This is a genomic window from Rhodococcus jostii NBRC 16295 (genome assembly GCF_001894825.1).
Lineage (GTDB): Bacteria > Actinomycetota > Actinomycetes > Mycobacteriales > Mycobacteriaceae > Rhodococcus_F > Rhodococcus_F jostii.
Genome location: NZ_BCWY01000037.1, coordinates 1 through 23401, shown reverse-complemented (window position 1 = coordinate 23401; position 23401 = coordinate 1). Strand labels below are relative to the sequence as shown.

At 69.0% G+C, this 23401-nt stretch carries 23 protein-coding genes; 6 read left to right on the top strand and 17 right to left on the bottom strand.

Annotated elements, in window-relative coordinates; genetic code table 11:
• Positions 1–4: 4 nt before the first annotated feature.
• On the bottom strand, positions 5–976 hold the full coding sequence (locus tag RJ1_RS23250) for an alpha-E domain-containing protein (RefSeq protein WP_073364347.1): 972 nt from the start codon (positions 974–976) through the stop codon (positions 5–7).
• Positions 976–2613 carry a circularly permuted type 2 ATP-grasp protein gene (locus RJ1_RS23245; RefSeq protein ID WP_073364346.1) on the bottom strand — a complete coding sequence of 546 codons (1638 nt, stop codon included), beginning with the start codon at positions 2611–2613 and terminating at the stop codon, positions 976–978. Before RJ1_RS23245 ends, RJ1_RS23250 begins: the two co-directional genes overlap by 1 nt.
• A gap of 306 nt (positions 2614–2919) precedes the next feature.
• Here RJ1_RS23245 and rpsT point away from each other — a divergent pair, with 306 nt between their 5' ends.
• Positions 2920–3180: a 30S ribosomal protein S20 gene (gene rpsT, locus RJ1_RS23235; RefSeq protein ID WP_033232941.1), complete on the top strand. Its 261-nt coding sequence runs from the start codon at positions 2920–2922 to the stop codon at positions 3178–3180.
• Between the two features lie 71 nt (positions 3181–3251).
• On the opposite strand, the gene holA is transcribed toward rpsT, so the two are convergent.
• On the bottom strand, positions 3252–4229 hold the full coding sequence (holA, locus tag RJ1_RS23230) for a DNA polymerase III subunit delta (RefSeq protein ID WP_073364431.1): 978 nt from the start codon (positions 4227–4229) through the stop codon (positions 3252–3254).
• A 103-nt stretch (positions 4230–4332) separates the two neighbouring features.
• On the opposite strand from holA, the gene RJ1_RS23225 reads away from it, so the two are divergent.
• Complete coding sequence (locus tag RJ1_RS23225; protein WP_073364344.1) at positions 4333–5052, top strand: hypothetical protein; 720 nt, start codon at positions 4333–4335, stop codon at positions 5050–5052.
• Here RJ1_RS23225 and RJ1_RS23220 read toward each other — a convergent pair.
• Both RJ1_RS23220 and RJ1_RS23215 read right to left on the bottom strand, forming a co-directional pair.
• Positions 5045–6154, bottom strand: coding sequence for a carboxylate-amine ligase (locus RJ1_RS23220; protein WP_073364343.1), 1110 nt, complete (start codon positions 6152–6154; stop codon positions 5045–5047). The genes RJ1_RS23225 and RJ1_RS23220 overlap by 8 nt on opposite strands.
• Positions 6155–6203: 49 nt before the next feature.
• A complete protein-coding gene (locus RJ1_RS23215; protein ID WP_073364342.1) occupies positions 6204–7754 on the bottom strand; it encodes a carboxylesterase/lipase family protein in 1551 nt (516 codons plus the stop codon).
• Between the two features lie 132 nt (positions 7755–7886).
• On the opposite strand from RJ1_RS23215, the gene RJ1_RS23210 reads away from it, so the two are divergent.
• The gene (locus RJ1_RS23210; protein ID WP_073364430.1) at positions 7887–8615 is read left to right on the top strand and encodes an ANTAR domain-containing protein; all 729 of its coding nucleotides are present in this window, start codon (positions 7887–7889) and stop codon (positions 8613–8615) included.
• A gap of 4 nt (positions 8616–8619) precedes the next feature.
• Here the strand turns inward: RJ1_RS23210 and RJ1_RS46825 are convergent, their stop codons facing one another.
• From RJ1_RS46825 to RJ1_RS23155, 12 genes are all read right to left on the bottom strand, one after another.
• Entirely contained in the window at positions 8620–8790 is a 171-nt protein-coding gene (locus RJ1_RS46825) for a hypothetical protein (protein WP_162850329.1), read from the bottom strand.
• 188 nt (positions 8791–8978) lie between these two features.
• Entirely contained in the window at positions 8979–9944 is a 966-nt protein-coding gene (locus tag RJ1_RS23205; RefSeq protein ID WP_073364340.1) for a TIGR03557 family F420-dependent LLM class oxidoreductase, read from the bottom strand.
• 51 nt (positions 9945–9995) lie between these two features.
• The gene (locus tag RJ1_RS23200) at positions 9996–11555 is read right to left on the bottom strand and encodes a ComEC/Rec2 family competence protein (protein ID WP_073364339.1); all 1560 of its coding nucleotides are present in this window, start codon (positions 11553–11555) and stop codon (positions 9996–9998) included.
• Positions 11555–12412, bottom strand: a complete 858-nt coding sequence (locus tag RJ1_RS23195; protein ID WP_073364428.1) for a ComEA family DNA-binding protein — start codon at positions 12410–12412, stop codon at positions 11555–11557. The genes RJ1_RS23200 and RJ1_RS23195 overlap by 1 nt, the downstream gene beginning before the upstream one ends.
• A gap of 69 nt (positions 12413–12481) precedes the next feature.
• A complete protein-coding gene (locus RJ1_RS23190) occupies positions 12482–13348 on the bottom strand; it encodes a DegV family protein (protein ID WP_073364337.1) in 867 nt (288 codons plus the stop codon).
• Positions 13349–13352: 4 nt separating this feature from the next.
• Positions 13353–14150 (bottom strand): diglucosylglycerate octanoyltransferase, encoded by a 798-nt coding sequence (octT, locus tag RJ1_RS23185; RefSeq protein ID WP_073364336.1) that lies wholly within the window; start codon positions 14148–14150, stop codon positions 13353–13355.
• On the bottom strand, positions 14137–14796 hold the full coding sequence (locus RJ1_RS23180; protein ID WP_073364334.1) for a histidine phosphatase family protein: 660 nt from the start codon (positions 14794–14796) through the stop codon (positions 14137–14139). Before RJ1_RS23180 ends, octT begins: the two co-directional genes overlap by 14 nt.
• Positions 14793–15215 (bottom strand): ribosome silencing factor, encoded by a 423-nt coding sequence (gene rsfS, locus RJ1_RS23175; RefSeq protein WP_073364333.1) that lies wholly within the window; start codon positions 15213–15215, stop codon positions 14793–14795. The genes RJ1_RS23180 and rsfS overlap by 4 nt, the downstream gene beginning before the upstream one ends.
• A 34-nt stretch (positions 15216–15249) precedes the next feature.
• Positions 15250–15945 (bottom strand): nicotinate-nucleotide adenylyltransferase, encoded by a 696-nt coding sequence (gene nadD, locus RJ1_RS23170; RefSeq protein ID WP_005248045.1) that lies wholly within the window; start codon positions 15943–15945, stop codon positions 15250–15252.
• Between the two features lie 19 nt (positions 15946–15964).
• Positions 15965–17425 carry a vWA domain-containing protein gene (locus tag RJ1_RS23165; protein ID WP_073364331.1) on the bottom strand — a complete coding sequence of 487 codons (1461 nt, stop codon included), beginning with the start codon at positions 17423–17425 and terminating at the stop codon, positions 15965–15967.
• Between the two features lie 10 nt (positions 17426–17435).
• Complete coding sequence (locus tag RJ1_RS23160; protein WP_073364330.1) at positions 17436–18317, bottom strand: AAA family ATPase; 882 nt, start codon at positions 18315–18317, stop codon at positions 17436–17438.
• A 97-nt stretch (positions 18318–18414) separates the two neighbouring features.
• Complete coding sequence (locus tag RJ1_RS23155) at positions 18415–19695, bottom strand: glutamate-5-semialdehyde dehydrogenase (RefSeq protein ID WP_073364328.1); 1281 nt, start codon at positions 19693–19695, stop codon at positions 18415–18417.
• 114 nt (positions 19696–19809) lie between these two features.
• Here RJ1_RS23155 and RJ1_RS23150 point away from each other — a divergent pair, with 114 nt between their 5' ends.
• From RJ1_RS23150 to RJ1_RS23140, 3 genes are all read left to right on the top strand, one after another.
• Entirely contained in the window at positions 19810–20910 is a 1101-nt protein-coding gene (locus RJ1_RS23150; RefSeq protein WP_073364327.1) for an NADH:flavin oxidoreductase/NADH oxidase, read from the top strand.
• Between the two features lie 242 nt (positions 20911–21152).
• The gene (locus RJ1_RS23145; protein WP_073364325.1) at positions 21153–22622 is read left to right on the top strand and encodes an MFS transporter; all 1470 of its coding nucleotides are present in this window, start codon (positions 21153–21155) and stop codon (positions 22620–22622) included.
• Between the two features lie 9 nt (positions 22623–22631).
• Positions 22632–23401 (top strand): ribokinase (locus tag RJ1_RS23140; RefSeq protein ID WP_073364324.1); only part of this gene is annotated, 770 nt, incomplete at its 3' end.

Genomic DNA, 23401 nt, shown 5'->3' with positions numbered 1-23401 from the left:
CAGCTCACAGCTCTCCCTCCACGACGGCGTCGCCGCCGACGGCCCGTGCATCGGTCCACGCCACCCACGGCGCGGCGTGAAAATACTGCAGCGCTATGGCTTCTCCCAGCTCCCGGCAGGTTTCCTGTAACCCCGCGAGCCTGTCCTGGAGGTCTTCGAGGAGCACTCCCGGCGGCAGGAACTCGAGTTCGCTCCGCGCCCGGCCCAGTAGGCGCTGCGCCTCGGCCCGGGGGCCGACGCGGCTGTCGGGCTGGTGGTCGAGTTCGGCGAGGCACTGCTCCGCCTGTCGGATGGCGTGGAACACCGACCGCGGGAACAGGCGGTCCAGCAGGATGAACTCGACCACACGGTTGGCGTCCAGCGCTCCGCGGTACGTGCGCAAATAGGTGTCGTGGGCTCCCGCGGAGCGCAGCACCGTCACCCACGCCGGCGAGGACGGGCGGTCGCCCGCACGGGACAGCAACATCCGCGCGAGCATGTCGACCCGTTCGATCGAGCGGCCCAGCAGCAGGAAGCGGTACCCGTCGTCGCGGCTCATGGTCGAGTCGGCCAGACCCGCGAACATCGCCGCCCGTTCCTCCACGTACCGGAAGAACTCGTGCGGCCCGAGACGCTTGGACGCCCGCTCCCGTTCCGCGAGCCCGTTGTACGTGGTGTTCAGGCACTCCCACATCTCGCTGGACGTGACCTCGCGGGCACCCCGAGCGTTCTCCCGGGCGCTGGCGAGCGAGTCGATGATCGAGCCCACCTGGTTGCGGCTGAACGCCACCAGTTCCGTCACCGACCGGACGTCGAGCTGGGTGTCGGGCGCTTCGATGCCGAGCACCCGCAACAGCAACCGGGACGTGCGGTCCGGGTCCACCGAGGCGTCGTCGAGCAACTGGTGCACGGCGACGTCGAGAATCCGGGCCATGTCGTCGGCCCGCTCCACGTACCGGCCGATCCAGTACAGCGATTCCGCGTTCCTCGCCAGCATCAGCGATCACCTCCCCTGCCGTGTTGCTGCTGCTGCTGTTGCTGTTGCTGTTGCTGTTGCTGTAGTTGGGTCGTGCTGAGCTCGGGCCCCTGCTCGGCCTCCGCCGACTGCGCCGGCTCGGCCACGAGCTCCTCGCCGGCGAGTTCCCGTTCTTCGTCGGAGCTCCTGCTCGCCAGCACCCACGTGTCCTTGCTGCCGCCGCCCTGGCTGGAGTTCACGACGAGCGATCCCTCGGGCAGGGCCACCCGGGTGAGCCCGCCCGGCAGCACCCACACGTCGTCGCCGTCGTTGACGGCGAAGGGCCGCAGGTCGACGTGCCGGGGAACCAGTTCGTCCCCGACCTTGGTCGGCACCGTGGACAGCTGGACGACCGGCTGGGCGATCCACCCACGGGGGTCGGCCTTGATCTTCCGGGTGATCGTGTTCAGTTCCTTCGGTGACGCGTCGGGGCCGAAGACGATGCCGTAGCCGCCGGAGCCCTCCACCGGTTTGATCACCAGTTCGTCGACCCGGTCCAGGACCTCCTCGCACTCCTCGTCCAGCCAGCACCGGAACGTGTCGACGTTCGCGAGCAACGGCTTCTCGCCGAGGTAGTAGTCGATGATCTGAGGAACGTACGTGTAGACGAGTTTGTCGTCGCCGACTCCGTTCCCGACGGCACTCGAGATGACGACGTTGCCCGCCCTCGCCGCATTGAGCACACCGGCCACCCCCAGCACCGAGTCGGGCCGGAAGTGCATGGGGTCGAGGTAGTCGTCGTCGATGCGGCGGTAGATGACGTCGACCTGCCGCTCCCCCTCGGTCGTGCGCATGTAGACCATGTTGTCGCGGCAGAAGAGGTCGCGGCCCTCGACCAGCTCGACGCCCATCTGGCGTGCGAGCAGCGAATGCTCGAAGTACGCGGAGTTCGCGACGCCGGGTGTCAGCACGACGACGGTCGGATCGGCTTCGTTCAAGGCAGCCGACGCGCGCAGCGCCCGCAACAGGTGGGAGGCGTAGTCACCGACGGACCGCACGCGGTGCGACATGAACAGGTCGGGGAAGACCCGTGCCATCGTGCGACGGTTCTCCATGACGTACGACACCCCGGACGGGGAACGCAGGTTGTCCTCGAGGACGCGGAACACCCCGTTCTCGTCGCGGACGAGGTCGATCCCGGCGACGTGGATTCGCACACCGTTCGGCGGGACGATCCCCGCGGCCTCCCGGTGGAAGTGCTCGCACGACGTGACCAACCGCTTCGGCAGCACGTGGTCACGCAGGATGCGCTGTTCCCCGTAGACATCGTCGAGGAACATCTCGAGCGCATGCACGCGCTGTTTGATGCCCTTCTCGAGGCGCGTCCATTCCGCTGCAGCGATGACTCGCGGCACGAGATCGAGCGGGAACGGCCGTTCCTGACCGGACAGCGAGAACGTCACGCCCTGGTCGATGAACGCCCTGCCCAGGGCGTCGGATCGGGCGGCGAGGTCGGCCCGGTCCGCCGGCTCGAGCGCCTTGAACACGCCCTTGTACGGCGGGCGGACGGTGCCGTCGCGGTCGAACATCTCGTCGAACGCGAGCCCGTATCGGCCGAGGTCGGTGTAACCGTCGAACACGTGAGCGGGGGGTGCGGGCTTGCGCGGCCGCGCGGTCACCCGCGTCCGGGGCTGGGTTCCCGCTGCCTTCGCACCCGCCTGCGTGCTTCCCCCCGATTTTCGGACGGGGGCTTTCGAGGTTGCCGACGATTTCGCTACTGTTGACGACTTCGATGCTGGGGGCGTCATCCCAGACATGCTGCTACATGCACACCCGTTCAGCAGCGCAGCTGCAGGATTTGTCGGCGCGTCCCGGCGCCGGTTTGAGATCGGACACCGATCACTGGTAATCTCGCCTGTCGGTGCATATGTGTGCGCCCACAGCTTTCTCGACCGTAACCAGCTTAAGACGACAGGATTTTACGCGTGGCCAACATCAAGTCCCAGGTGAAGCGGATCCGTACCAACGAGGCGGCCCGACTCCGTAACCAGTCGGTGAAGTCCTCGCTGCGCACGGCGATCCGCTCGTTCCGCGAGGCTGCGGCGGCCGGTGACAAGGACAAGGCCAACGAGCTCCTCGTCGCCACCAGCCGCAAGCTCGACAAGGCAGCCAGCAAGGGCGTCATTCACGCCAACCAGGCTGCCAACAAGAAGTCTGCTCTCGCGCAGGCTGCCAACAAGATCTGACGGTTCTTCCGTCGTAGGCTCTCCAACAGCCGCTCGATCCTAGGATCGAGCGGCTGTTGTCGTGTCTCGAGTCAGATCTGACGTAACCGGGAGACGCGTCCCACGGCACTCTCCACGGCGTAGTCCGCGTCAGCGGCGGCGCCTTTGACGTCGGCGTTGAGTGTGGCGACGATCCGCAGCGCCTCCCCCACCGAGGTGGGTGTCCACCCGTTCGCAAGGGCCTGCGCCTTCTTGATCTTCCAGGGCGGCATACCCAGTTCCGACGCCATCCGGAACGGGTCTCCCCGTCCGGCCGGGGCCACCCGGGCAATCGAGTGCACCGCGTCGGCGAGCGCGTCCGCCAGCAGCACGTGTGGCACACCCCGCAGCATCGCCCAGCGCAGCGCCTCGATCGCACCCGCGGTGTCGCCGGCGACGGCCTTGTCCGCGACATCGAATCCACTGACCTCGGCCTTGCCCGAGTAGTACCGCTGCACGGCCGCGACGTCGATCTTGCCGCCGGTGTCTGCCGTGAGCTGCGAGCACGCCGCGGCCAGCTCGCGCAGATTCGAGCCCACCCCTTCGAACACGCTCTGCACCACTTCCGGTGACACCCGGACCCCCAGTGTGCGGAACTCGCCGCGGATGAAGCCGATGATGTCGCCGGACTTCAGCTTGGCGCACGGGTGGACAACGGCGCCGAGCTTCTCCAACGCCCCGGTCATCGCCTTCGCGCGTCCGCCGCCCGAGTGGAGGACGACGAGAACGACACCCGGCGGTGGATCTCCGGCAGCGCCCAGGACCAGTGCCACCGCGTCCTTGCCCGCCTCGGCTGCGGCCTCGAGCACCACCACCCGGTCTTCGGCGAACAGGGAGGGACTGAGCAGTTCGGCGAGTTCCGGCGCCCCCGCATCGCCCGCCCGCAGCCGGTTGACGGGAAGGTCCGCGCCCGCCGCCACGTCCGCTGTCGCACGGACCTGCCCGATGACCTGCGCCACCGCGCGTTCGACGAGGAACTCCTCGTCACCGAGGACGAGATGGAGCTGTTCGAGCTGAGTTGGAGTGCTCACGCGAAGATCGTGCCACGTGGGGCGGACACGTTCGCCGACACCCCGGAACGCGACTATCTCCATCGCCGCCCGGACACTGCGCCATCGGTGGACACTCGATCACATGACCGCGGATACCGGGGTGGACGGCGTCGCCCGCGAGGATTACGCGCACACGATCGACCTCGACGACGACAGGGCGGCGGGGCAACGGTACGAGCTCGGGTTCCGGTACACCGGCCGCGACGGACTGCTCATCCGGTGGTCGGTACAACTGGTGGCCCGCTGCTCGGTGTCCGGGCACACCGAGACCGTGTTCGCCCGTGGCGGCAGCCCTCTCGAACCCGCACCGAACGGGTCTCGGAACGTCGCCGTGAACCAAACCGACTTCGACGCCGCGACCGAGTTCTTCGAAGCGCAATGGCGGACCCTGCTCGACCTGCCGCGCGGCACGGTGCGGACCGTCGACGATCAGCGGCACCACACCGACGCTCTCACCCTGTACGGGCGGACGTGGCGCAGCGTCGCCGGCCACGAGGTCGCGGACGGGCTCGCGTCGTTCGCCGAGGTCACCGTGCTCGCCCTGGCCACCGATCCCGCGCTGCAGGTGATGCGACGCGCCGCCGCCCACCACCCCGAACCGGTGATCCTCGCGCTGTACCACCCCGTCGAGCAGCGCATCGACCTCGTCCTCGTCGACACCGCGACCATGGAGGCGTTGATCGACGACCCCGGTCCGCTCCGTGCCGGACCCGATTCCAGCGCGGGCGCCCTGTTCACGGGGCCGCACTCCGCCGGGCTGCTGCATCCCGGCTATCTCCGCTCCCTGCCGCTGCTCAGCTGACCACTTCTCGCGTCAGGAGCCCCACCACCGACGCCAGTGTGCCGTCGCGTTCGAACTCGGCGCGTTGCCTCTCGGCGCCCGTCCCCTCTCGCAGGACGGAGTCGAGTCCCGATTCGAGGAAGGCGCGATCGCCCGCCCCCAGGCAGGGGGCTATGCACTCGTTCAGCAGTTCCAGCTGCCGCCGGATCGGCAGCGACCGGTCCGCGGCGGGACTCGTGCATTCCCCGTCGAGTCCGTCGCGGGCCGCCCGCCACAGTTGCGCACGGAGCAGTTCGACGCGCAGCCACGGCACGGTGAGACCGTCCTCGACCGAGAGCAGCGCCCACCCGACCAGTCCCTTCACCACCACCGCGTAGAGCGCTGCGTGCGCCGCGGTCATGGCGACGTCCGCGATTCTGACCTCGATGGTGGGTTGCTTGTCGGAGAGGCGGACGTGCCAGTAGATCATTCCACGATCCATGGCGGCGCCGGATCCGATCATCGCGCCGACGATCGACTCGTACTCGTCCGCGGAATCGAAATGCGGGGGCGGGCCCGCCGACGGCCAGCGCGACCACAGGATGTGCCGCCAGCTGTGGTAGCCCGTGTCGTGCCCACCGTGGAACGGCGAATTTCCGGCGAGGGCGAGGAGCACCGGCAGCCAACTGCGCACCTGGTTGCTCACCCGGACACCGATCTCACGGCTCGGGATTCCCACGTGCACGTGACAGCCGCACGTGGTCACCGTGTCCACGATCGACCCGAAGTGGCGGGCCATCTCCTCGTAACGCGGGCTCGGGGTGATCGCCGGAGGCACGCCCTCGGTCATCGGCGGTGTACCGCTCGGCAGCAGCGACAGGTCGCGGCCGGCGGCAGCCTTCATCAGCCGGCGCCTGAGGCTGCGCAGTTCCTCGTGCAGTTCCTCTCCGGTGTGGCACACACCGGTCGCCGTCTCGATCTGGCATCGCGCGAGTTCACGCTGGAGCCCGCGAATGTCGTGGCCCGCCTCCGCGACCACGTCGGGCCCTGCCCCGGAAAGGTGTCCGGACTCGTCGACGAGGAAGAACTCCTCTTCGACCCCCACGGTGAGGTCGCGACCCGATTCCGTTGCTGCAGGACTCATTCAGCAGGTATCCCCCGTTCCGCCGAGACGAAACCGGGTGCCCTCGGGCTCACGTGAAACCGATGACCTCCTCACCCCACGCCCGGCGGAGTTCCCGGTCCGGGTCGGCGACGACGGCGTCGGACTTCCCGATCAGCAGCGTCGTGCGATCCGCTTCGTCGTACCGGGGCCAGCCGACCTCCGCGTCCGTTCCGTCCGGGGTGCCGTCCACGGCGAAGGACAACCATCGCCGCTGGATCCGTTCCGACACGTGCCCGGCGGTTCGGTGTCCGCCGAGCTTGAACGTGGGGTCACGCGGGACGACGCCGAAGTTCCCGAAGACGTACGGCACCTCGGTGCCGTGGGTGGCACCGATCCGCGCGGCGCGCAGGAAGGGGGTGGCGTAGTCGAAGCGATACAGCCACGTCGGCGCGACGCGGCTGTGCGCCTCCGCGATCCACAGCGTCGGCATCCGGAATGCGGCATCCCGCGAGATCTCCATGGCCGAGCGTTTCTTCGGGTAGTCGGGATACGCCGCCGCCACCTCCTGCTCCTCGTCGGCGGGAAGGTCGGGATGGTCGGCGGCGATCGCCACGAACATCTGATGGACAGCGTCGGGGGTGATCGGCATCAGGGGCGACTTCATCAGCCGGAACATCGACGCCTCGTCCTTGTTCGTCCCGATCAGCAGGGGGATCCGGTGCGCGAGACCGTTCTGGAAGGCCGCCACGGGGTAGTGCGGGACCACGTCCCCGTCGACGGTGGGGGCAACCGCGAGGGTGCCGGGCACACGCGCGGGCACCTGCTGGACGAGTTCCACGCATGCCTTCGTCAGCACGTCGGCGGGGAGATCGCGCAGACGTCCCGCGTCGGACGGTGCGATGTCGAGCAACTCGAGAAAGGACTCGGCGATGCTCGCCGCACGTTCTCTGCCGTACACCGAGGTGGCGGGTGAGCTCTCGGCGATCGCACGGTGGAACAGCCCCTCCGCGCGGGGGGATGTCATCAGGGTCGTGACGGCGCCGCCACCGGCGGATTCACCGAACAACGTCACGTCGTCGGGGTCGCCACCGAACGCCGCGATGTTGTCACGGACCCAGGTCAGTGCCGCGATCTGGTCACGCAGGCCGAGGTTCGTGTCGAACGGATGCCGCTCGGTCGAGAACGAGGAGAAGTCCAGGAATCCCAGCGCACCGAGGCGGTAGTTGAGCGTCACCACCACCACGTCCCCACGTTCGACCAGATGGGTGGGGTCGAACATGCGCTGCCCGGACGAACCGAGGTAGTACGCGCCGCCGTGAATCCACACCATCACAGGCCGCGGTCGATCCGACCCCGTCGCCGGGGCGAAGACGTTCACGGACAGGCAGTCCTCGTCGAGGGACAGTCCGGGGTCGATGGGCAGCGGCCCGTGCTCGTTCTGCGGTGCGATCGGGCCGAACCGGGAACAGTCGCGCACCTCGGTGAAGGGTTCGGGCGCGCAGGGTGAGCGCAGCCTCCACTCGCCGACCGGTGGAGCGGCGTAGGGAATGCCTTTCCACGACAGCACTCCGCCGCGGCAGGTGCCCCGCAGAGTTCCCTGGGCAATGGTCACGAGTGGGCTCTCGGCGGGCGTCACCATGTCGTCATCTTCCGCCGAGGCGACCGCTCCCGGCGGAAGATCGCGAATTCCGTCGCCCGGTCCGGCGGCGACCTCCCGCTCTGGCAGACTGAATCACAGAGCCGGGTGCAAGCCCGAGTGCGGGAGGACGCGATGCAAGACAGAGTGCCCGATCCGACGCGCGTCCAAGCCATCGGCAAGTCGGCCGCGACGTTCGCGACCCTCGCGGACCTCCTGTACGCAGGTCAGGATTTCGGGCATGTTCACCAAGCCATCTGCGATGCCGCGCCGCTTCTCGTCGAAGGCTGTGCACACGCCAGCCTGATGCTCCGGGAGGGGTCGCGCTACGTGACGGTCGCCGCCAGTGACGAGGTCGCCGCCCGCGTCGACGAGTTCGAGCGCATCGAGAACGAGGGGCCCTGCGTCGACGCCATCGTCAGCGACACACCTCAGTTCGAAACGGACCTCGCGGCCGGTTCGCAGTGGCCCCGGCTGTCGCAGCGGGTTCTGGCCCACACGCCGGTGCGCGGGGCTGCCGGATTCCGTCTCGTCATCCTGGGACGCAAGGTCGGAGCGCTCGATCTGTTCTCCGACACCCCGGGAGCTCTGACCACCACGTCCGTCGAGCAGGGCATCATGCTCGCCTCGTTCGCGGCGGTAGCGCTGGCGGCCGTGCACGAGCACCTCGAGGCCGAGACGCTGCGGGCCGGCCTCGCCAGCAATCGTGAGATCGGGAAGGCCGTGGGCCTGCTGATGGCGTTCCACAACATTTCCGAGACCCAGGCGATGGAGATTCTCCGCACCACCTCGCAGGACATGAACGTCAAACTGGCGACGGTGGCGCAGGAAATCGTCGCCCATCATCACCGGAAGGTGACCTGACCGGTCAGTCCGCCTCCGGCGCATCGGGGTTGCCCGCGATACCCAGCATCGACAGGAGCATGCGGCAGTCTGCGGCGTCGAGCGACTGCGCAGCGACGACGCGCTGCGCCCTCCGGACCTGGACGGCGTCCAGTTCTTCGTCCACATCGAGATCTGTCCGCTCCGATTCCGACATCCCTCTCGCCCTCCAATGCGGGTGCGTTCCAAGACCGTTCACCGCTACATCTGCCACCGGATGGTAGTCGGTGTTTCGGTGTCGCATACACACATCGGGAATCGAAGTCGAAACGATACAGAAGTGGCTCCTCCCGGCTTTTCCTCACCAGGTCGATGTCGTCGAAAAGCCCAGTGGCACAGCGGGCATCACGATGTCGTCAGCGCCCGCAGTGGCTCGTTCAGCTCGTTGGCGAAGAACTCGAAGAATCCATCCACGTCCGGTCCCGCATCGATCAGCGCCAGATGATCGAACCCGGCGTCCACGAACGTGCCTGCCACCTCGAGGTGCCGCCGGACGTCCGGCCCGCACGCCATGGCGTCCCGGACGTCCCCGGTGCGGATCGAGGACGACGCCGCCTCGAAGTTGATCGGATTCGGCAGCTCCGCCTGAACCTTCCACCCGGTCAACCCGAACCGGAACAGCCGGTGCGCCGATTCGACCGCGGATTCCTCGTCACGCGCCCATGCGAGGGGCACTTCCCCGTACCGCGGTCCCGTCCCGCCGGCACCGGTATAGGCCTTCACCAGGTCCGGGTCGGGTTGGGTGGCGAATAGTCCGTCGCCGAGTTCCGCCGCGATGCGGACGGCCTCCGTTCCGCCCGCCGCCACCGCGATCGTGGGCGGTACGTCGGGGAGATCGAAAACGCGGGCGTCGTCGAGCGTGAGGTGCCTGCCCTCGTAGGAGTGGTAGCCGCCCGACCACAGCAGCCGGATGATGTCGATCGCCTCACGGAGCATCCGGTGCCGGACGGTGACCGACGGCCACCCGCCGCCGACGACGTGCTCGTTCAGCCGTTCTCCCGAGCCCAGCCCGAGGGTGAAGCGGCCCTCGCTGAGAACGGCGGTGGTGGCCGCGGCCTGCGCGATGATCGCGGGGTGGTATCGGACGAACGGGCAGGTGACGCCGGTGGCCAGACCGATCCGGCTGGTGCGGGCTGCGGCCGCCGCCAGCATCGACCACACGAACCCCGAATGGCCGTGGCTGTAGAGCCAGGGGTGGTAGTGATCGCTCACCTCGACGAAGTCGAAGCCGGCGCGTTCGGCTTCCACCGCCTGCCGCACGATCTCCCGCGGATCGAAGGTCTCAGCCATCAGCTTGAAACCCACCTGCATGGTTCGCCCCTTTCTTCGAGTTCTGTGGAGGTTGCCCGGATTCGACTGCGCTCACTCGAGCCGAACCAGCGACGACGGCCAGACCGGCGCCCACAGCACCAGCACACCGAGGGCGATTCCGGCGAGCACCAGCCGGGAACGGCGGCTGCGGAGTGCCACGCCGATCGCGAGCACGGCGCCGAGGACGACCGCGGCACCGGCAGGCCCGGACGGCACCGGTATCGACGCGCCGGGAATTCGCGCTCCCCGTTCGGCCACGGTCACCAGCCACCACAGCGGCCACTGCGTCAGGCGCACCGCCACGGCCGCGGCGGGCACGCTGATCGCGGCGACGAGCGCGGCCACCGCCCCCACCACGGTGATCACACCGATCACGGGGGCGACCAGCATGTTCGCGCAGATCGACACCAGGCTCACGGTCCCGGCCATCGCGGCCACGATCGGCGCGGTCACGACGAAGGCGGCGACGGTCACCGCCACGGTCTCGGCCAGCGCCCGCGGCCACCCGCGGCCCATGAGGCGGTCCACCCACACGGGCGCGATCACGATCAACGCCGCGGTGGCGGTCACCGAGAGGGCGAATCCGAAGTCCACCGCCAGTGCCGGCGACCAGGCCACCAGGGCGATGACACCCCCGGCGAGCGCGGGCATCGCCTGTTTCCGTCGCCCGGTCACGAGCGCCAGCAGCGCGACCGAACCCATCGCTGCGGCACGCAACACACTGGGAGACGGTCGCGCGATCACCACGAAGGCGATCAGGGCCACTGCGGCGAGCACCGCGCCGGCACGGGGACCGAGCCCCACCGCTCGCACCAGGAGCAGAACCGCGCCCAGCAGGATGCTGACATTCGCCCCCGACACCGCGGTGAGGTGCGTCAGTCCGGTCGCGGTGAAGTCTTCCTTCAGCTCCGGGGGCAGCGCGGAGGTGTCGCCGACCACCAGCCCCGGCAGGAGCCCGGCTTGACCCTCGGGGAGGACGGCCGCGGCCGCGGCGAACCGTCCACGCAGGGCGCCGGCCCACCGCTGATGCGGGGGCGCGGGGCCGACCCCGGTGGGTGGCCCCGACACCCGGACGGTGGCCAGGCTCAGGTCCCGGTGCAGCGGCGGGCTCAACTGCCCCCGCAGAACCACTTCCTGACCCGGTAGCAGCCCGAGCCACCCCTCCGCCGGGGCGAGGAGAACCACCGCGCCGCCCGTGTGGACGGTCTCGGTGGCCCGGCGGATCTCGACCACGTCCGCGTTCACGAGGACGCGCCGTCCGAAGCCCACGATCGGCCGAGGGTCGTCGACCGGGGTCACGACAAGCGTCACCCACGTCTCGTTTCGCGCGAGTTCGGTCAACGGGTGCCGTTCCACGTTCTGCACCCGCCAGGCCACGCCGCCACCGCAGCAGGATCCGAACAGCAGGACCGCCAGCGTTCCCGCCGTCCATCGCCGCGTCCCGAGCAGGGCGCATCCGGCGGCGAGGAGAATCCCCGCTCCCGACAGTGCGCCCACGAACACCCACGCCGCCCGGGACCCTCCGAGAACGCCGACCAGTGTTGCCACCCAGCACATCCCGGCGAACGAGACGAGCCGCAGATCGAGGAGCCGGGGTTCGCTCTCGGGCATCAGAGCGTGACCTGGCCGCGCAGCTTCTCGAGCCGCACCGGCCCGATGCCGTCCACCTCCCCCAGTTGGGAAATGTCGGTGAACGTGCCGTTGGTCGTGCGCCACGCAACGATCGCCGCCGCCGTGACGGGGCCGACGCCGGGCAGCGCGTCGAGTTCCGTCGCCGTCGCCGTGTTGAGGTTCACCAGCCCACCGGCCGTGGCGGTCGCACCACCCGCGGCCGGGGCCCCGGTGGACGTGCCGCCCACCGCGCTCGGGGGCGCCTGCGTGGTCGCGACTCCCACGAGTACCTGATCGCCGTCCGACAATCGTTGTGCCAGATTCAATCCGAGCGTGTCGGCGCCGTCGCGCACTCCCCCGGCTGCGGCGAGCGCGTCCGCGACACGCGAGCCCGGTGGAAGACGGACCAGCCCGGCCGAGACCACCAGCCCGACGACGCTGACGACGATCTCCTCCGACGGAGCCGGCGGCGCCGCGGCGGCCGGTGTCGGTGATTCGGGTGCCGGGGCCGGGGACTGCACTCCCGCCGCGGGCAGCGACGGAACGGCCTGGGTCTCCGGCCGATCGCTACGCACGCCCACCACGGTGACCGCCGCGACGAGAACTCCCACCACGATCAGTACGATCGCACCGGATCGTCCGGGATCGAACCGGGCGTCACGCCACCGGTCGGGCAGCGAGAAGACACCCCGGCGGTGTTCGGCCGACCACGTCGTGTCGCCGTCGAGGTCGGTTACGTCGGGCTCGACGAGCCACTCCGGCGCCGCCGGCGTGGCCGGAGGAAGGGCCTCGCGTTCCCCCGATGTGAGGAACGCGAGACGGGTCCGGCCTCTCGAGCGCTCTTCCCTGATGCCCATGACGCGACAGTAGAGTGGCCCGCCCACCCCGATGCCCGGGTGACCGGGCGTTTCGAATCTTCCTGTGGATCAGTGCGAAGTTGTGGATGAATCGTGGTCGTCGTGGTGCAGGACGGGCTCCGGGCACAGCACGATGCCGATGGCACCCGCCCCGACGTGGGCTCCGATCACCGAGCTGAAATCGGTGACGACGATATCGCTGACCTGCGGAATCCGGTCTTTCAGTTGCTGCGCGACCGCTTCGGCCCGCCGCGGGGCGTGCATGTGATGCACAGCGACGGCCGTCCTGTCCAGACCCGCCTGCTCCACCGCGGCGTCGACCATTCGGGCCATCGCCTTGGTCGAGGTCCTCGTCTTCTCCTTCAGAACCAGCCGACCGTCCACGAGGTGCAGGACCGGTTTCATCGCCAGCGCGGTCCCGAGCAGCGCGGCGGCCGTACCGATCCGCCCCCCGCGACGCAACTGGTCGAGCCGGTCCACGACGATCAGGCAACGCCCGCGGCTCGCGACGTCGACAGCCCGCCGGTACACCGCCTCGAGGTCGGCACCGTCCTGCGCCAGCCGCGCCGCCTCCAGCACCGGGTAGCCCAAACCCATTCCGGCGGACTGGGAATCGACGATCCGCACGCGGCCATCGAACTCCTGCGCCGCCTGGCGGCCGGCCTCCCAGGTGCCGGACAGTTGCCGCGAGATGTGGACGGCGAGAACTCCCGCGCCGTCACTGAGTTCCAGCGCTGCCGCGTAGGCCTCGGACAGCTCGCTCGGCGAGGCTCCCGACGTGGTGACTCCGGCAAGTTCCTCCGGGACCTCGTCGATCCCCTCCCGGAAATCCTTGCCGCCGCTGAGGACGTGGAGCGGGACCACCAGGATCCCGTACTGCTCGACGAGTTCCGGCAGGATGGATGCCGAAGAATCGGTGACGACGACGACGGGCATCGGACTACTCGGCTCCACTCGACACCGGGTCGGCCGGAACCGCGTCCCCGGCGACCTCCGGCGCGACACCCGCCGCGCGGAGGGCGGTCAGCATGGCCGCGGCGACCTCGGTGTGTCCGTCCCAGCCCCAGTGGATGCCGTCCGGATTTCCGTGTTCGCTGAAGACGTTGGCGCGCACCGCCTCCGCGAGATCAACGAGGGGCACGTTCTTCTCCTCCGACCAGGCGGTGATGGCGGCCACGGCGCCGGGGCGGCCCGCATGAACCTTGCCGTACGCCTCGCTGCGATGCACGGACGGCAGGGTGCCGATGACGGGGAGTTCGGGGCGCATGTACTCGAGCGCCGCCCGTGAACTCTCCAGGTATTCGACGCTCAGCCGCGGGGGCAGCGCCACCGGCCACCCCAGCGGCGACAGCCGGGGCTGCAGCCACTGGTAGCCGGTCCGCACGACACGCCGCAGCGCGGGCGGGCGGACGTAGCGCAACTGTTCCCGCAGTGCCGTCGGAAGCGGAGACGGAAGCGAATCCATGCCCCCGATGGCGAACACGACGGCGCCGGCTCGGGGAACCGCGGACCACACGCGCGGGTCCTGCGTCAGCGCCCACCACACGTCACGGCTGGTCCAGCCGATCCGCGCCACCAGTTCTACGTCCCAACCGAGTTGACGTGCAACGATATTGGGCCAGATGTCGGGGTGGTCGGACGGGAGACCGCCCTTGGGTCCGTAATACGACAGCGAATCGGCGAGCACGAGCAGGACGGGGCGTTCCCCGGAGCCGGTGCCCACCTCAGAGGACGTCACTGGCCACACTCGCAGACGCGTTCCACACGTCGAGACGCCAGTTGAGCGAATCGGGGTTTCCGTACGCGCTCAGCTGCACCCAACTCGTGTTGCCCAGTCCGCCCAGCACCGGCCAGCGGTCGACGGGCAGATCCAGCAGGGCGGCGGTCAGCGCGGCGATCAATCCGCCGTGAGCGACCAGGACCACCGGCTTCTCGGCCCAGTCCTCGTGCTTCTCGACGAGTTCCGCGACCACCGGCTTGCTGCGCCGCGCGACGTCGAGGCGGCTCTCCCCGCCGGGCGGCGCCCAGGTCGCGTCGCCCCGCCACGTGGCGCGGGCGCCGGGTGCGCGTGCGTCGACGTCGAGATGCGTGAGCCCCTGCCAGTCACCGAGATGCGTCTCGCGGAGTCGCTCGTCGATCTGCACCGGCAAACCGGCGTTGTCACCGACCTCGACGGCGGTGTCGTACGCACGGCGCAGATCGGAGGACACGATGGAGATCGGCCTGCGACCGACCAACGCGGATGCGGCGGCGCGGGCCTGCGACCGCCCCCGCTCCGACAGTTCGGTGTCGAGTTGGCCCTGCATGCGGTTGTCGGCGTTGTACTCGGTCTGTCCGTGGCGGAGCAGTATCAGACGCCGCGGGGCACGTTGAGCATCCGTCACAGTTCGGACTCCTCGGCCTCGGGGGCGCCCGCACCGTTCGCGTCGGCCGGACCGTGCTGCCCGAGACCCTCGACGGGCACGGTCGGGCAGTCCTTCCACAGTCGGTCGAGTGCGTAGAAGTTGCGTTCCTCGTTGTGCTGGACGTGGATGACCACGTCCACGAAATCGAGCAGTGCCCAACGGCCTTCGCGGGTGCCCTCACGACGCACCGGCTTGTGACCTGCCTCACGCAGACGATCCTCGATGTTCTCGACGATCGCATTCACCTGGCGCTCGTTGGGCGCGGAGGCGATGACGAAGCAGTCGGTGATGACCAGCTGCTCGGAAACATCGAGCACCACCACATCGGAGGCCAGCTTCTCGTCGGCAGCCACTGCCGCGATGCGTGCCATCTCGATGGCTTCGGTCGTTGCGCTCACGCGATGTTCTCCCAGTTCGTTCGAAAAGTACTGACTAACTCTTGGTCTTGTCCGGGGCCGGTTCGGACATCGTCGTCGCGCCGTCGAGGCGCTCGGAGTCCGGTGGCCGATACAGGTTCCGTTTGGAGATGTACTGGACCACACCGTCCGGCACGAGGTACCACACAGGACGATGGCGACTGGCGCGCCGCCGACATTCCGTCGAGGAGATCGCCAGAGCCGGGATCTCGATCAACGTGACCGCGTCCTCGGGCAACGCGTCCAGATGACCGGCCAGATGTTCGGTGTTGAGATCGAATCCCGGACGCGACACCCCGACGAACTTCGCCAGCGAGAACAGTTCCTCCCAGTCCTGCCAGGACAGGATACTCGCCAGGGCGTCCGCACCGGTAATGAAGTACAGCTCGGCGTCCGGGTGGTAGCTGCGCAGATCCCGCAGAGTGTCGACAGTGTAGGTGACCTTCTCGCGGTCGACGTCCACCCTGCTGACCGAGAATCGCGGATTCGACGCGGTGGCGATGACCGTCATCAGGTACCGGTCCTCGGCGGGGCTGACGCCCTTGCCCTGCTTCTGCCACGGCCTGCCGGTGGGCACGAAGACGACCTCGTCGAGGCTGAATCGGTCTGCCACCTCGCTGGCCGCCACCAGGTGACCGTGATGAATGGGGTCGAAGGTGCCGCCCATGACTCCCAAGCGGCGCCGACGTGCGCCCGCTGCTCCCTGTTCCACGAGTGTCGAGCTTACGTGCTCACACCGGCAGCAATCCGGCGACCACCGACGCCAGCTGCTGAGCGGATCGGCATTCGTGCATGCTGATGACCTCGTTGTACACCGTGGCCGCCGAGTCCCCCGATCCCCACTGGCCGCGGGGCTCCGGGTTGAGCCAGTGCGCGTGTTTCGCCACCGACACGAGTCGGGCGAGGGCCTCGAGGTTCGGGTCCCGGTAGTTGTTGCGACCGTCGCCGAGCACCAGCAGCGACGAACGCGACGTGATGCTCTGAGTGAACCGCTCGGCGAACACCCCGAACGCGTTGCCGTAGTCGGAGTGACCGTCGTAGCCGACCAGGTCGGCTTCCCGGATCATCCGGGACATGGCGCTGCCGAGGTCGGCGCCCGAGTCGAAGAACCGGGTGACCTCGTCGGTGGTGTCGATGAACGCGAACACCCGCACCCGCGAGAACTGTTCCCGCAGCGCATGGACGAGCAGCAGGGTGAAGTGGCTGAATCCGGCCACCGAGCCCGACACGTCGCACATCACGACGAGCTCGGGCCGCGCCCGCCGGGGCTTGCGCTGGACGAGGTCGATGGGCACTCCCCCGGTGGACATCGACTTGCGCAGCGTGCGGCGCAGGTCGATCGAACCGGCCCGGTTACGGCTGCGCCGCACGGCCAGGCGGCTCGCGAGTAGCCGGGCGAGCGGGGTGACGTTGCGTTTCAGCGCGGTCAATTCGGCGTCGGACGCGCGCAGGAAGTCGACTTCCTCGGCCAGCCGCGGCACGCCGTACGACGCCACCCGTTCCTTGCCGAGGTTCTCGGCGGACCGTCGCCGCGTCTCCTTCTCGATCATCTTGCGGAAATCGGCGATCCGCTGGGCGGCGGTGCGCTTGGCCACCTCGGATTCGTAGCTTTCCGTGGTTCGCGCTTCGCCGTCCTGCTGATTGCCGAGCAGCCCGTCGAGGATCTTCTTGAGCAGGGATTCCGGCGCCACGTCGCGCAGCGCCTGGTACGCCGAGAACGACGGACCGTTCGCCGACTGGTACTGCCCGAGTTCCTCGACCATCTGCGCGGTGAGGAGCTCGGTGAGTTCGATCGCCTCCGGCGACCCGTCGGTGAGCAGCTCGACGATCAGTTCGCGCAGCGCCTCGTAGTCGATATCACCTTTCGCGTTCCGCGGCAGGCTCGTGTCGATCGCCCCGTCCGATCGGTGGCCGACCGCCGCCGGGAACCAGAGTTCGAACAACGCGTCGAACGTGGGCCGGTGAGTGGGACGCCGCAACAGCGCGCACGCGAGACCCTCGCGCAGCGATTCCCGGTCGAGCAGATCGAGGACGGCCATGACCTGTCCGGCGTCGACCGTCTCGGACGGTCCGACCATGATGCCGCGGCGCCGCAGCGCCTCGACGAAGTCGACGAGATGCCCCGGCAGGCCGTGCGGCGCCGCGGGACCGCCCGGCTTCGACCGGGACGCGAGTGGACCACCAGCAGCCATGGGGAGTCCTTCAGTTCAGTCGCAGCTCGGCAGCAGCCCGCAGCTGGTCGGATTGGTGTTTGAGGACGACACCCATCGTCGCGCGCACGGCGTCGTCGTCGAGGGTGTCGAGCCCCAGCGCCAGGAGCGTGCGACCCCAGTCGATGGTCTCGGCCACCGACGGCAGCTTCTTCAACTGCATGCCGCGCAGCACGCGGATCGTCCTGACCAACTGCTCGGCCACCGCCTCGGGAAGTTCCGGCACGCGGCTCGCGAGGATCCGCCGCTCGAGCTCCGCGTCGGGGAAGTCGAGATGCAGGAAGAGGCAGCGGCGCTTGAGGGCCTCCGACAGTTCGCGGGTGGCGTTCGAGGTGAGGACGACGAACGGCTTGCGTGTGGCCGTGATGGTGCCGAGTTCGGGGACGGTGACCGCGAAATCGCTGAGCACCTCGAGGAGCAGCCCCTCGATTTCGACGTCGGCCTTGTCGGTCTCGTCGATGAGCAGCACCGTCGGGTCCTCGCGCCGGATGGCGGTCAGCAGGGGCCGCGACAGCAGGAATTCCTCGGAGAAGACGTCCGCCTTGGTCGCGTCCCAGCTGTGGTCGCTGCCCGCCTGGATGCGCAGGATCTGCTTCGCGTGGTTCCACTCGTACAGCGCGCGGGCCTCGTCGACGCCCTCGTAGCACTGCAACCGCACCAGTTCGGCACCGCTGGTCTCGGCCACGGCGCGGGCGAGCTCGGTCTTGCCGACTCCGGCGGGGCCCTCGATGAGCAGGGGCTTTCCGAGCCGGTCGGCGAGGAACACCGCGGTCGCGGTGCCCTTGTCGGACAGGTATCCGGTTTCGGCGAGCCGAGCGATGACGTCGTCGACGCTCGCGAAGAACGGCGTCGTGGTGGGCAGTGCGCGGTCCACGCTCGCTCCTTTCAGAAGGGTGTACGGGCTAGAGGTGCTTGGAGAGGTGCTTGGAGAGGTGCTTGGAGAGGTGCTTGGAGAGGTGTCTGACGGGGGTCTAGACCGCGCGGGTGTGCCCGTCTCCCCACACGATCCACTTGGTGGAGGTCAGTTCGGGGAGACCCATCGGACCGCGCGCGTGCAGTTTCTGCGTGGAGATCCCGATCTCGGCGCCGAATCCGAACTGCTCACCGTCCGTGAAGGCGGTGGAGGCGTTGACCATGACGGCGGCCGCGTCGACCCGGGCGGTGAACTCGCGGGCGGCGGCGAGGTCCGACGTCACGATGGCCTCGGTGTGACCGGTTCCGTACTTGTCGATGTGCTCGACCGCGGCGCCGAGATCGTCGACCACCTTGAGCGCCACATCCAGCGTGAGGTACTCCTCCGACCAGTCCGCCTCGGTCGCGGGCACCAGCCCGGGCAGATCTCCGTGGACCGTCACACTGTGCATCTGGAGGGCCTGCAGCAGCTTCGGGACGGCCGTCTCCGCGATCGCGGCGTCGATCAGCACCGTCTCGGCGGTGTTGCAGACACTCGGCCGTCGGGTCTTGGAATTGAGCAGGATCCGCTCGGCCATCTCGAGGTCGGCCGCGGCGTGCACGTACACGTGGCAGTTTCCGACACCCGTCTCGATGGTCGGGACCGTCGCGTCGCGGACGACGGCGCTGATCAGGCCGGCGCCGCCGCGGGGAATGACGACGTCCACCAGCCCGCGGGCCTGGATCAGGTGCGTCACGCTGGAGCGATCCTCGCTCGGCAGCAACTGCACCGCATCCGCCGGCAGGTCCTGCGCCGCCAGCGACGTCCGCAGCGCCGCGACCAGGGCCGCGTTCGACTTCGCCGCGGACGAGGACCCGCGCAGCAGGGCAGCGTTGCCCGACTTGAGTGCCAGCCCGAACGCGTCGACGGTGACGTTGGGCCGGGCCTCGTACACCATGCCCACGACGCCGAGAGGTACGCGCAGCTGACGGAGTTCGAGACCGTTGGGGAGCGTGGAGCCGCGCACCACTTCACCGACCGGGTCGGGCAGACCGGCGACCTGCCGCAGACCGGATGCGATTCCCTCGATCCGTTCCGGCGTCAGCCGCAGCCGGTCGAGGAGGGAGTCCTCGGTGCCCGACGCCCGGGCCGCCTCGATGTCGGCGGCATTGGCGGCGAGGATGTCGGCCGAGGCGGCGAGGACGGCGTCGGCCGCCGCGTGGAGCGCCGCATCCTTCTGCGCGGTGGTGAGCAGCGCGAGGACCCGCGACGCGGTGCGAGCGCGACGGGCCGCTGCGTGGACGGCTTCACGGGTGTCCACCGTGGCACCGGCCGACGAGGTGGAAGTCACTGCAGTCATGAAGACAGCCTATATACCGGGGCGTGTACACCGCGGAGCGGGAACGATCGGGAATGATGTGGTCCCCCGCGCACGTTACGACTGGTCGAGACCATCAGAGGCAGGAGTGCTGTAGTGAGCGTGTTGTTCGAGCCCATCACCTTCCGTGGAGTCACCGCCCCCAACCGGGTGTGGATGGCACCGATGTGCCAGTACTCGGCCGACGTGACGGGCCGCGACGTGGGAGTCCCGGGCGACTGGCACCGGACGCACCTGGTGACCCGCGCCATCGGCGGTGCCGGACTGATCCTCACCGAGGCGACGGCCGTCAGCCCGGAGGGCCGCATCAGCCCGGCCGACCTCGGCATCTGGAACGACACCCAGACCCACGCCTTCGCGGAGATCAACGCGCAGATCGAGTACTTCGGCGCGGTGCCGGGCATCCAGCTCGGTCATGCCGGACGGAAGGGGTCCGCGCACGTCCCGTGGCGCGGGGGCGGAAGCCTCGCCGGCGACGACCGGCTGTCCTGGCAGACGGTGGCCCCGAGCGCGATCGGATTCGGCGATCACACCCCGCCTGCAGAGGCGACGGCCGAAGACATCCGGAAGGTGGTCGCGGATTTCGCCGCAGCTGCCGAGCGGGCGTCCCGGGCAGCCTTCAAGGTGGTGGAAATCCATGCGGCACACGGCTATCTGCTCCACCAGTTCCTCTCACCGCTGAGCAACCACCGCACCGACGAGTACGGCGGCAGCTTCGCGGGCCGCATCCGGCTCCTACTCGAGGTCGTCAAGGCGGTGCGTGGTGTGTGGCCCGCCGAGCTGCCCGTCTTCGTCCGGGTGTCGGCCACCGACTGGTTGTCCGAGGAACCCGGTCTCGACGCCGGCAGCTGGACGCCGGACCAGACCGTCACCCTCGTGCAGGCGCTGGCCGACCTCGGTGTCGACCTCGTCGACGTCTCCAGCGGCGGCGTCGCGTCCGCACGGATCCCCGTGGAACCCGGGTATCAGGTTCCGTTCGCCCGTCGCATCCAGAACGAGACCACGGTCCCGGCGGCCGCGGTCGGGCTCATCACCGAGCCGGAGCAGGCCGAGCGGATCGTGGAGTCGGGAGAAGCCGTCGCCGTGTTCCTCGGGCGCGAACTCCTGCGCGACCCGTACTGGCCGCGAAAAGCCGCACGAGTACTGAATGCCCAGGTGACGCCGGAGATTCCGGCTCAGTACGCCCGCGCGTTCTGAGGCTCGGGCCGACAAGCTCCGTATCCTTTGCTACGGTAATCGCTCTTACAGCTGGTAGTCCCGCACCCCGGACGGTGGGGCGGGACCGAGCCACGAGCCAGAGCCGATCGGCGGGGGCCGCATCGCGCCGAAGGGCCGTGGGTTGCCGAACCCGACCAGCAATCGCCGTGCGGGCGACGAAAAGATGCGTGCATCAGGTACGTGCCCCGCGCGGGTGATAACTGCGCTGGGGAGCGCACGACATGAATGCACCAGACCACTCGATCACCTCGGCCGAGGTGGCCGAATCACCTGATGTCACAGTCACCGACGAGGCCTCCGTCAAACGGGCCGTCAAGGCCACCATGCTCGGTAACGCCATGGAGTGGTTCGACTTCGGCGTGTACGCCTACCTGGCGACCACAATCGGCAAGGTCTTCTTTCCCGAGGCCAGCGGTACCGCACAGCTGCTGTCGACGTTCGCGATCTTCGCCGCGGCCTTCGTCGTCCGCCCGCTCGGCGGACTGTTCTTCGGCCCGCTCGGCGACCGGATCGGCCGCAAGAAGGTGCTCGCCACCACGATCATCCTGATGGCGGGAAGCACTTTCGCGATCGGGCTGATCCCGAGTTACGGATCCATCGGGCTCGCGGCGCCGGTTCTGCTGGTGCTGTTCCGGCTCGTGCAGGGATTCTCGACGGGCGGCGAATACGGCGGCGCCAGCACGTTCGTCGCCGAGTACGCGCCCGACAAGCGTCGCGGCTTCTTCGCGAGCTTCCTCGAGTTCGGAACCCTCGCCGGGTATGTCGCGGCCGCGGGCCTGGTCACCATCATCAGCAGCGTCGTCAGCGCCGACGCGCTCGTCGACTGGGCATGGCGAATTCCGTTCCTACTGGCCGGCCCGCTGGGCCTGATCGGCCTCTACCTGCGGTTGCGACTCGAGGAGACGCCGGCGTTCCAGCAGATGGAGCAGGCCGAAGAGCGTTCGCTCGCAGACGAATCCACGGGACGCAAACTGCGCGAGACGCTGGTGGAGAACTGGCGTCCGCTGGTGCTGTGCGTCATCCTGGTCGCCACCTACAACATCGCGCACTATGGCCTGCTCAGCTACATGCCGACGTACCTGTCGAACACGCTCGGCTACGACGAGTCGCACGGCCTCGTCCTCATGATCGTCGTGATGCTGATCATGATGGTGGGCATCAGCTTCGTCGGGAAACTGTCCGACCGGGTCGGTCGTAAACCGTTGCTGCTGGCCGGTTTCGTCGGATTCTTCGCTCTGTCGCTGCCCGCGTACCTGCTGATCGGGGTCGGCAACTACTTCACCGTCTTCCTCGGTCTCGCGATCCTCGGTGGGCTCCTGCTGCTCTTCGTGGGCGTCTTCCCGTCGGTCCTTCCCGCGTTGTTCCCCACCGGAATCCGCTACGGCGGCCTGGCGATCGGATACAACCTGGCGGTGTCGATCTTCGGTGGCACCACTCCCCTGGTGCTCACGGCGCTGCAGGACGCGACCGGCAGCGACCTCGTCGCGCCGATGTACATGATGGTTGCGGCGGTCATCGGTGGTGTCGCGGTGCTGCTCATCTCCGAAACGGCCAGGAAGCCGCTGGAGGGTTCGCCGCCGGCCGTGTCCACGGACGCGGAGGCCCGCCGGGTGCTGAAGCGTCTGCGCCGCGCGAAGAGCGACGCATCCGCGACGTCCGCGCAGGAGACGGCGTCCGCCGACGCGGGCTAGTCTCGGGGTATGTCCACTCCCAGGGTCGCCGTCGTCGGCAGCGTCAACATGGACCTACTGACGGCGACCGGGCGATTGCCCCGGCCGGGCGAGACGATTCTGGGCAGCGCCTTTGCCGCCACCCCCGGCGGCAAAGGCGCCAACCAGGCGATCGCCGCCGCGCGGGCGGGCGGGGAGGTGACGTTCATCGGGGCCGTCGGCTCCGACGTGTTCGCGCTCGACCTGCGTCAGGCTCTCGTGGACGCCGAGGTCGACACCCGGTTTCTGCGTGAGGTGGACGGCCCGAGCGGGATCGCGGCGATCACCGTCGATGCCGCCGGCGAGAACTGCATCGTCGTGGTCCCGGGCGCCAACAGCACCGTGGCGGACCTGACACCCGCGGAACTCGCGGCGATCGCCGATGCCGACGTCCTGCTCTGCCAACTCGAGATCCCCCTCGACACCGTGGTGGCGGCCGCCGCGCACGCCGCGGCCCACGACACCGTCGTGATGGTGAATCCGTCTCCGGTGCAGCCCCTTCCACGCGAACTCGTGGAACTGATCGACGTCCTGCTCGTCAACGAGACCGAATCCGCGCAACTCGGCGCCGACGTCACCGGAGCCGTCACCCACCTGGTGACCACCCGTGGATCGTCGGGCGCCGACCACACGGACGGCGACGGCGTCACGCTCCACGCCGACTCCCCCGAGGTCGCGGTGGTCGACACGACCGGCGCCGGGGACGCATTCGCCGGCGCCCTCGCGGTGTCCTGGCTGGGCGGACCCGCCGCGGCGGTCCC

Coding starts and splice junctions, on each gene's coding strand:
- RJ1_RS23250 (WP_073364347.1), bottom strand. CDS start 976: ATGCTGGCGAGGAACGCGGAATCGCTGTACTGGATCGGCCGGTACGTG.
- RJ1_RS23225 (WP_073364344.1), top strand. CDS start 4,333: ATGACCGCGGATACCGGGGTGGACGGCGTCGCCCGCGAGGATTACGCG.
- RJ1_RS23220 (WP_073364343.1), bottom strand. CDS start 6,154: ATGAGTCCTGCAGCAACGGAATCGGGTCGCGACCTCACCGTGGGGGTC.
- RJ1_RS23215 (WP_073364342.1), bottom strand. CDS start 7,754: ATGGTGACGCCCGCCGAGAGCCCACTCGTGACCATTGCCCAGGGAACT.
- RJ1_RS23210 (WP_073364430.1), top strand. CDS start 7,887: ATGCAAGACAGAGTGCCCGATCCGACGCGCGTCCAAGCCATCGGCAAG.
- RJ1_RS46825 (WP_162850329.1), bottom strand. CDS start 8,790: ATGTCGGAATCGGAGCGGACAGATCTCGATGTGGACGAAGAACTGGAC.
- RJ1_RS23205 (WP_073364340.1), bottom strand. CDS start 9,944: ATGCAGGTGGGTTTCAAGCTGATGGCTGAGACCTTCGATCCGCGGGAG.
- RJ1_RS23200 (WP_073364339.1), bottom strand. CDS start 11,555: ATGCCCGAGAGCGAACCCCGGCTCCTCGATCTGCGGCTCGTCTCGTTC.
- RJ1_RS23195 (WP_073364428.1), bottom strand. CDS start 12,412: ATGGGCATCAGGGAAGAGCGCTCGAGAGGCCGGACCCGTCTCGCGTTC.
- RJ1_RS23190 (WP_073364337.1), bottom strand. CDS start 13,348: ATGCCCGTCGTCGTCGTCACCGATTCTTCGGCATCCATCCTGCCGGAA.
- RJ1_RS23165 (WP_073364331.1), bottom strand. CDS start 17,425: ATGGCTGCTGGTGGTCCACTCGCGTCCCGGTCGAAGCCGGGCGGTCCC.
- RJ1_RS23155 (WP_073364328.1), bottom strand. CDS start 19,695: ATGACTGCAGTGACTTCCACCTCGTCGGCCGGTGCCACGGTGGACACC.
- RJ1_RS23145 (WP_073364325.1), top strand. CDS start 21,153: ATGAATGCACCAGACCACTCGATCACCTCGGCCGAGGTGGCCGAATCA.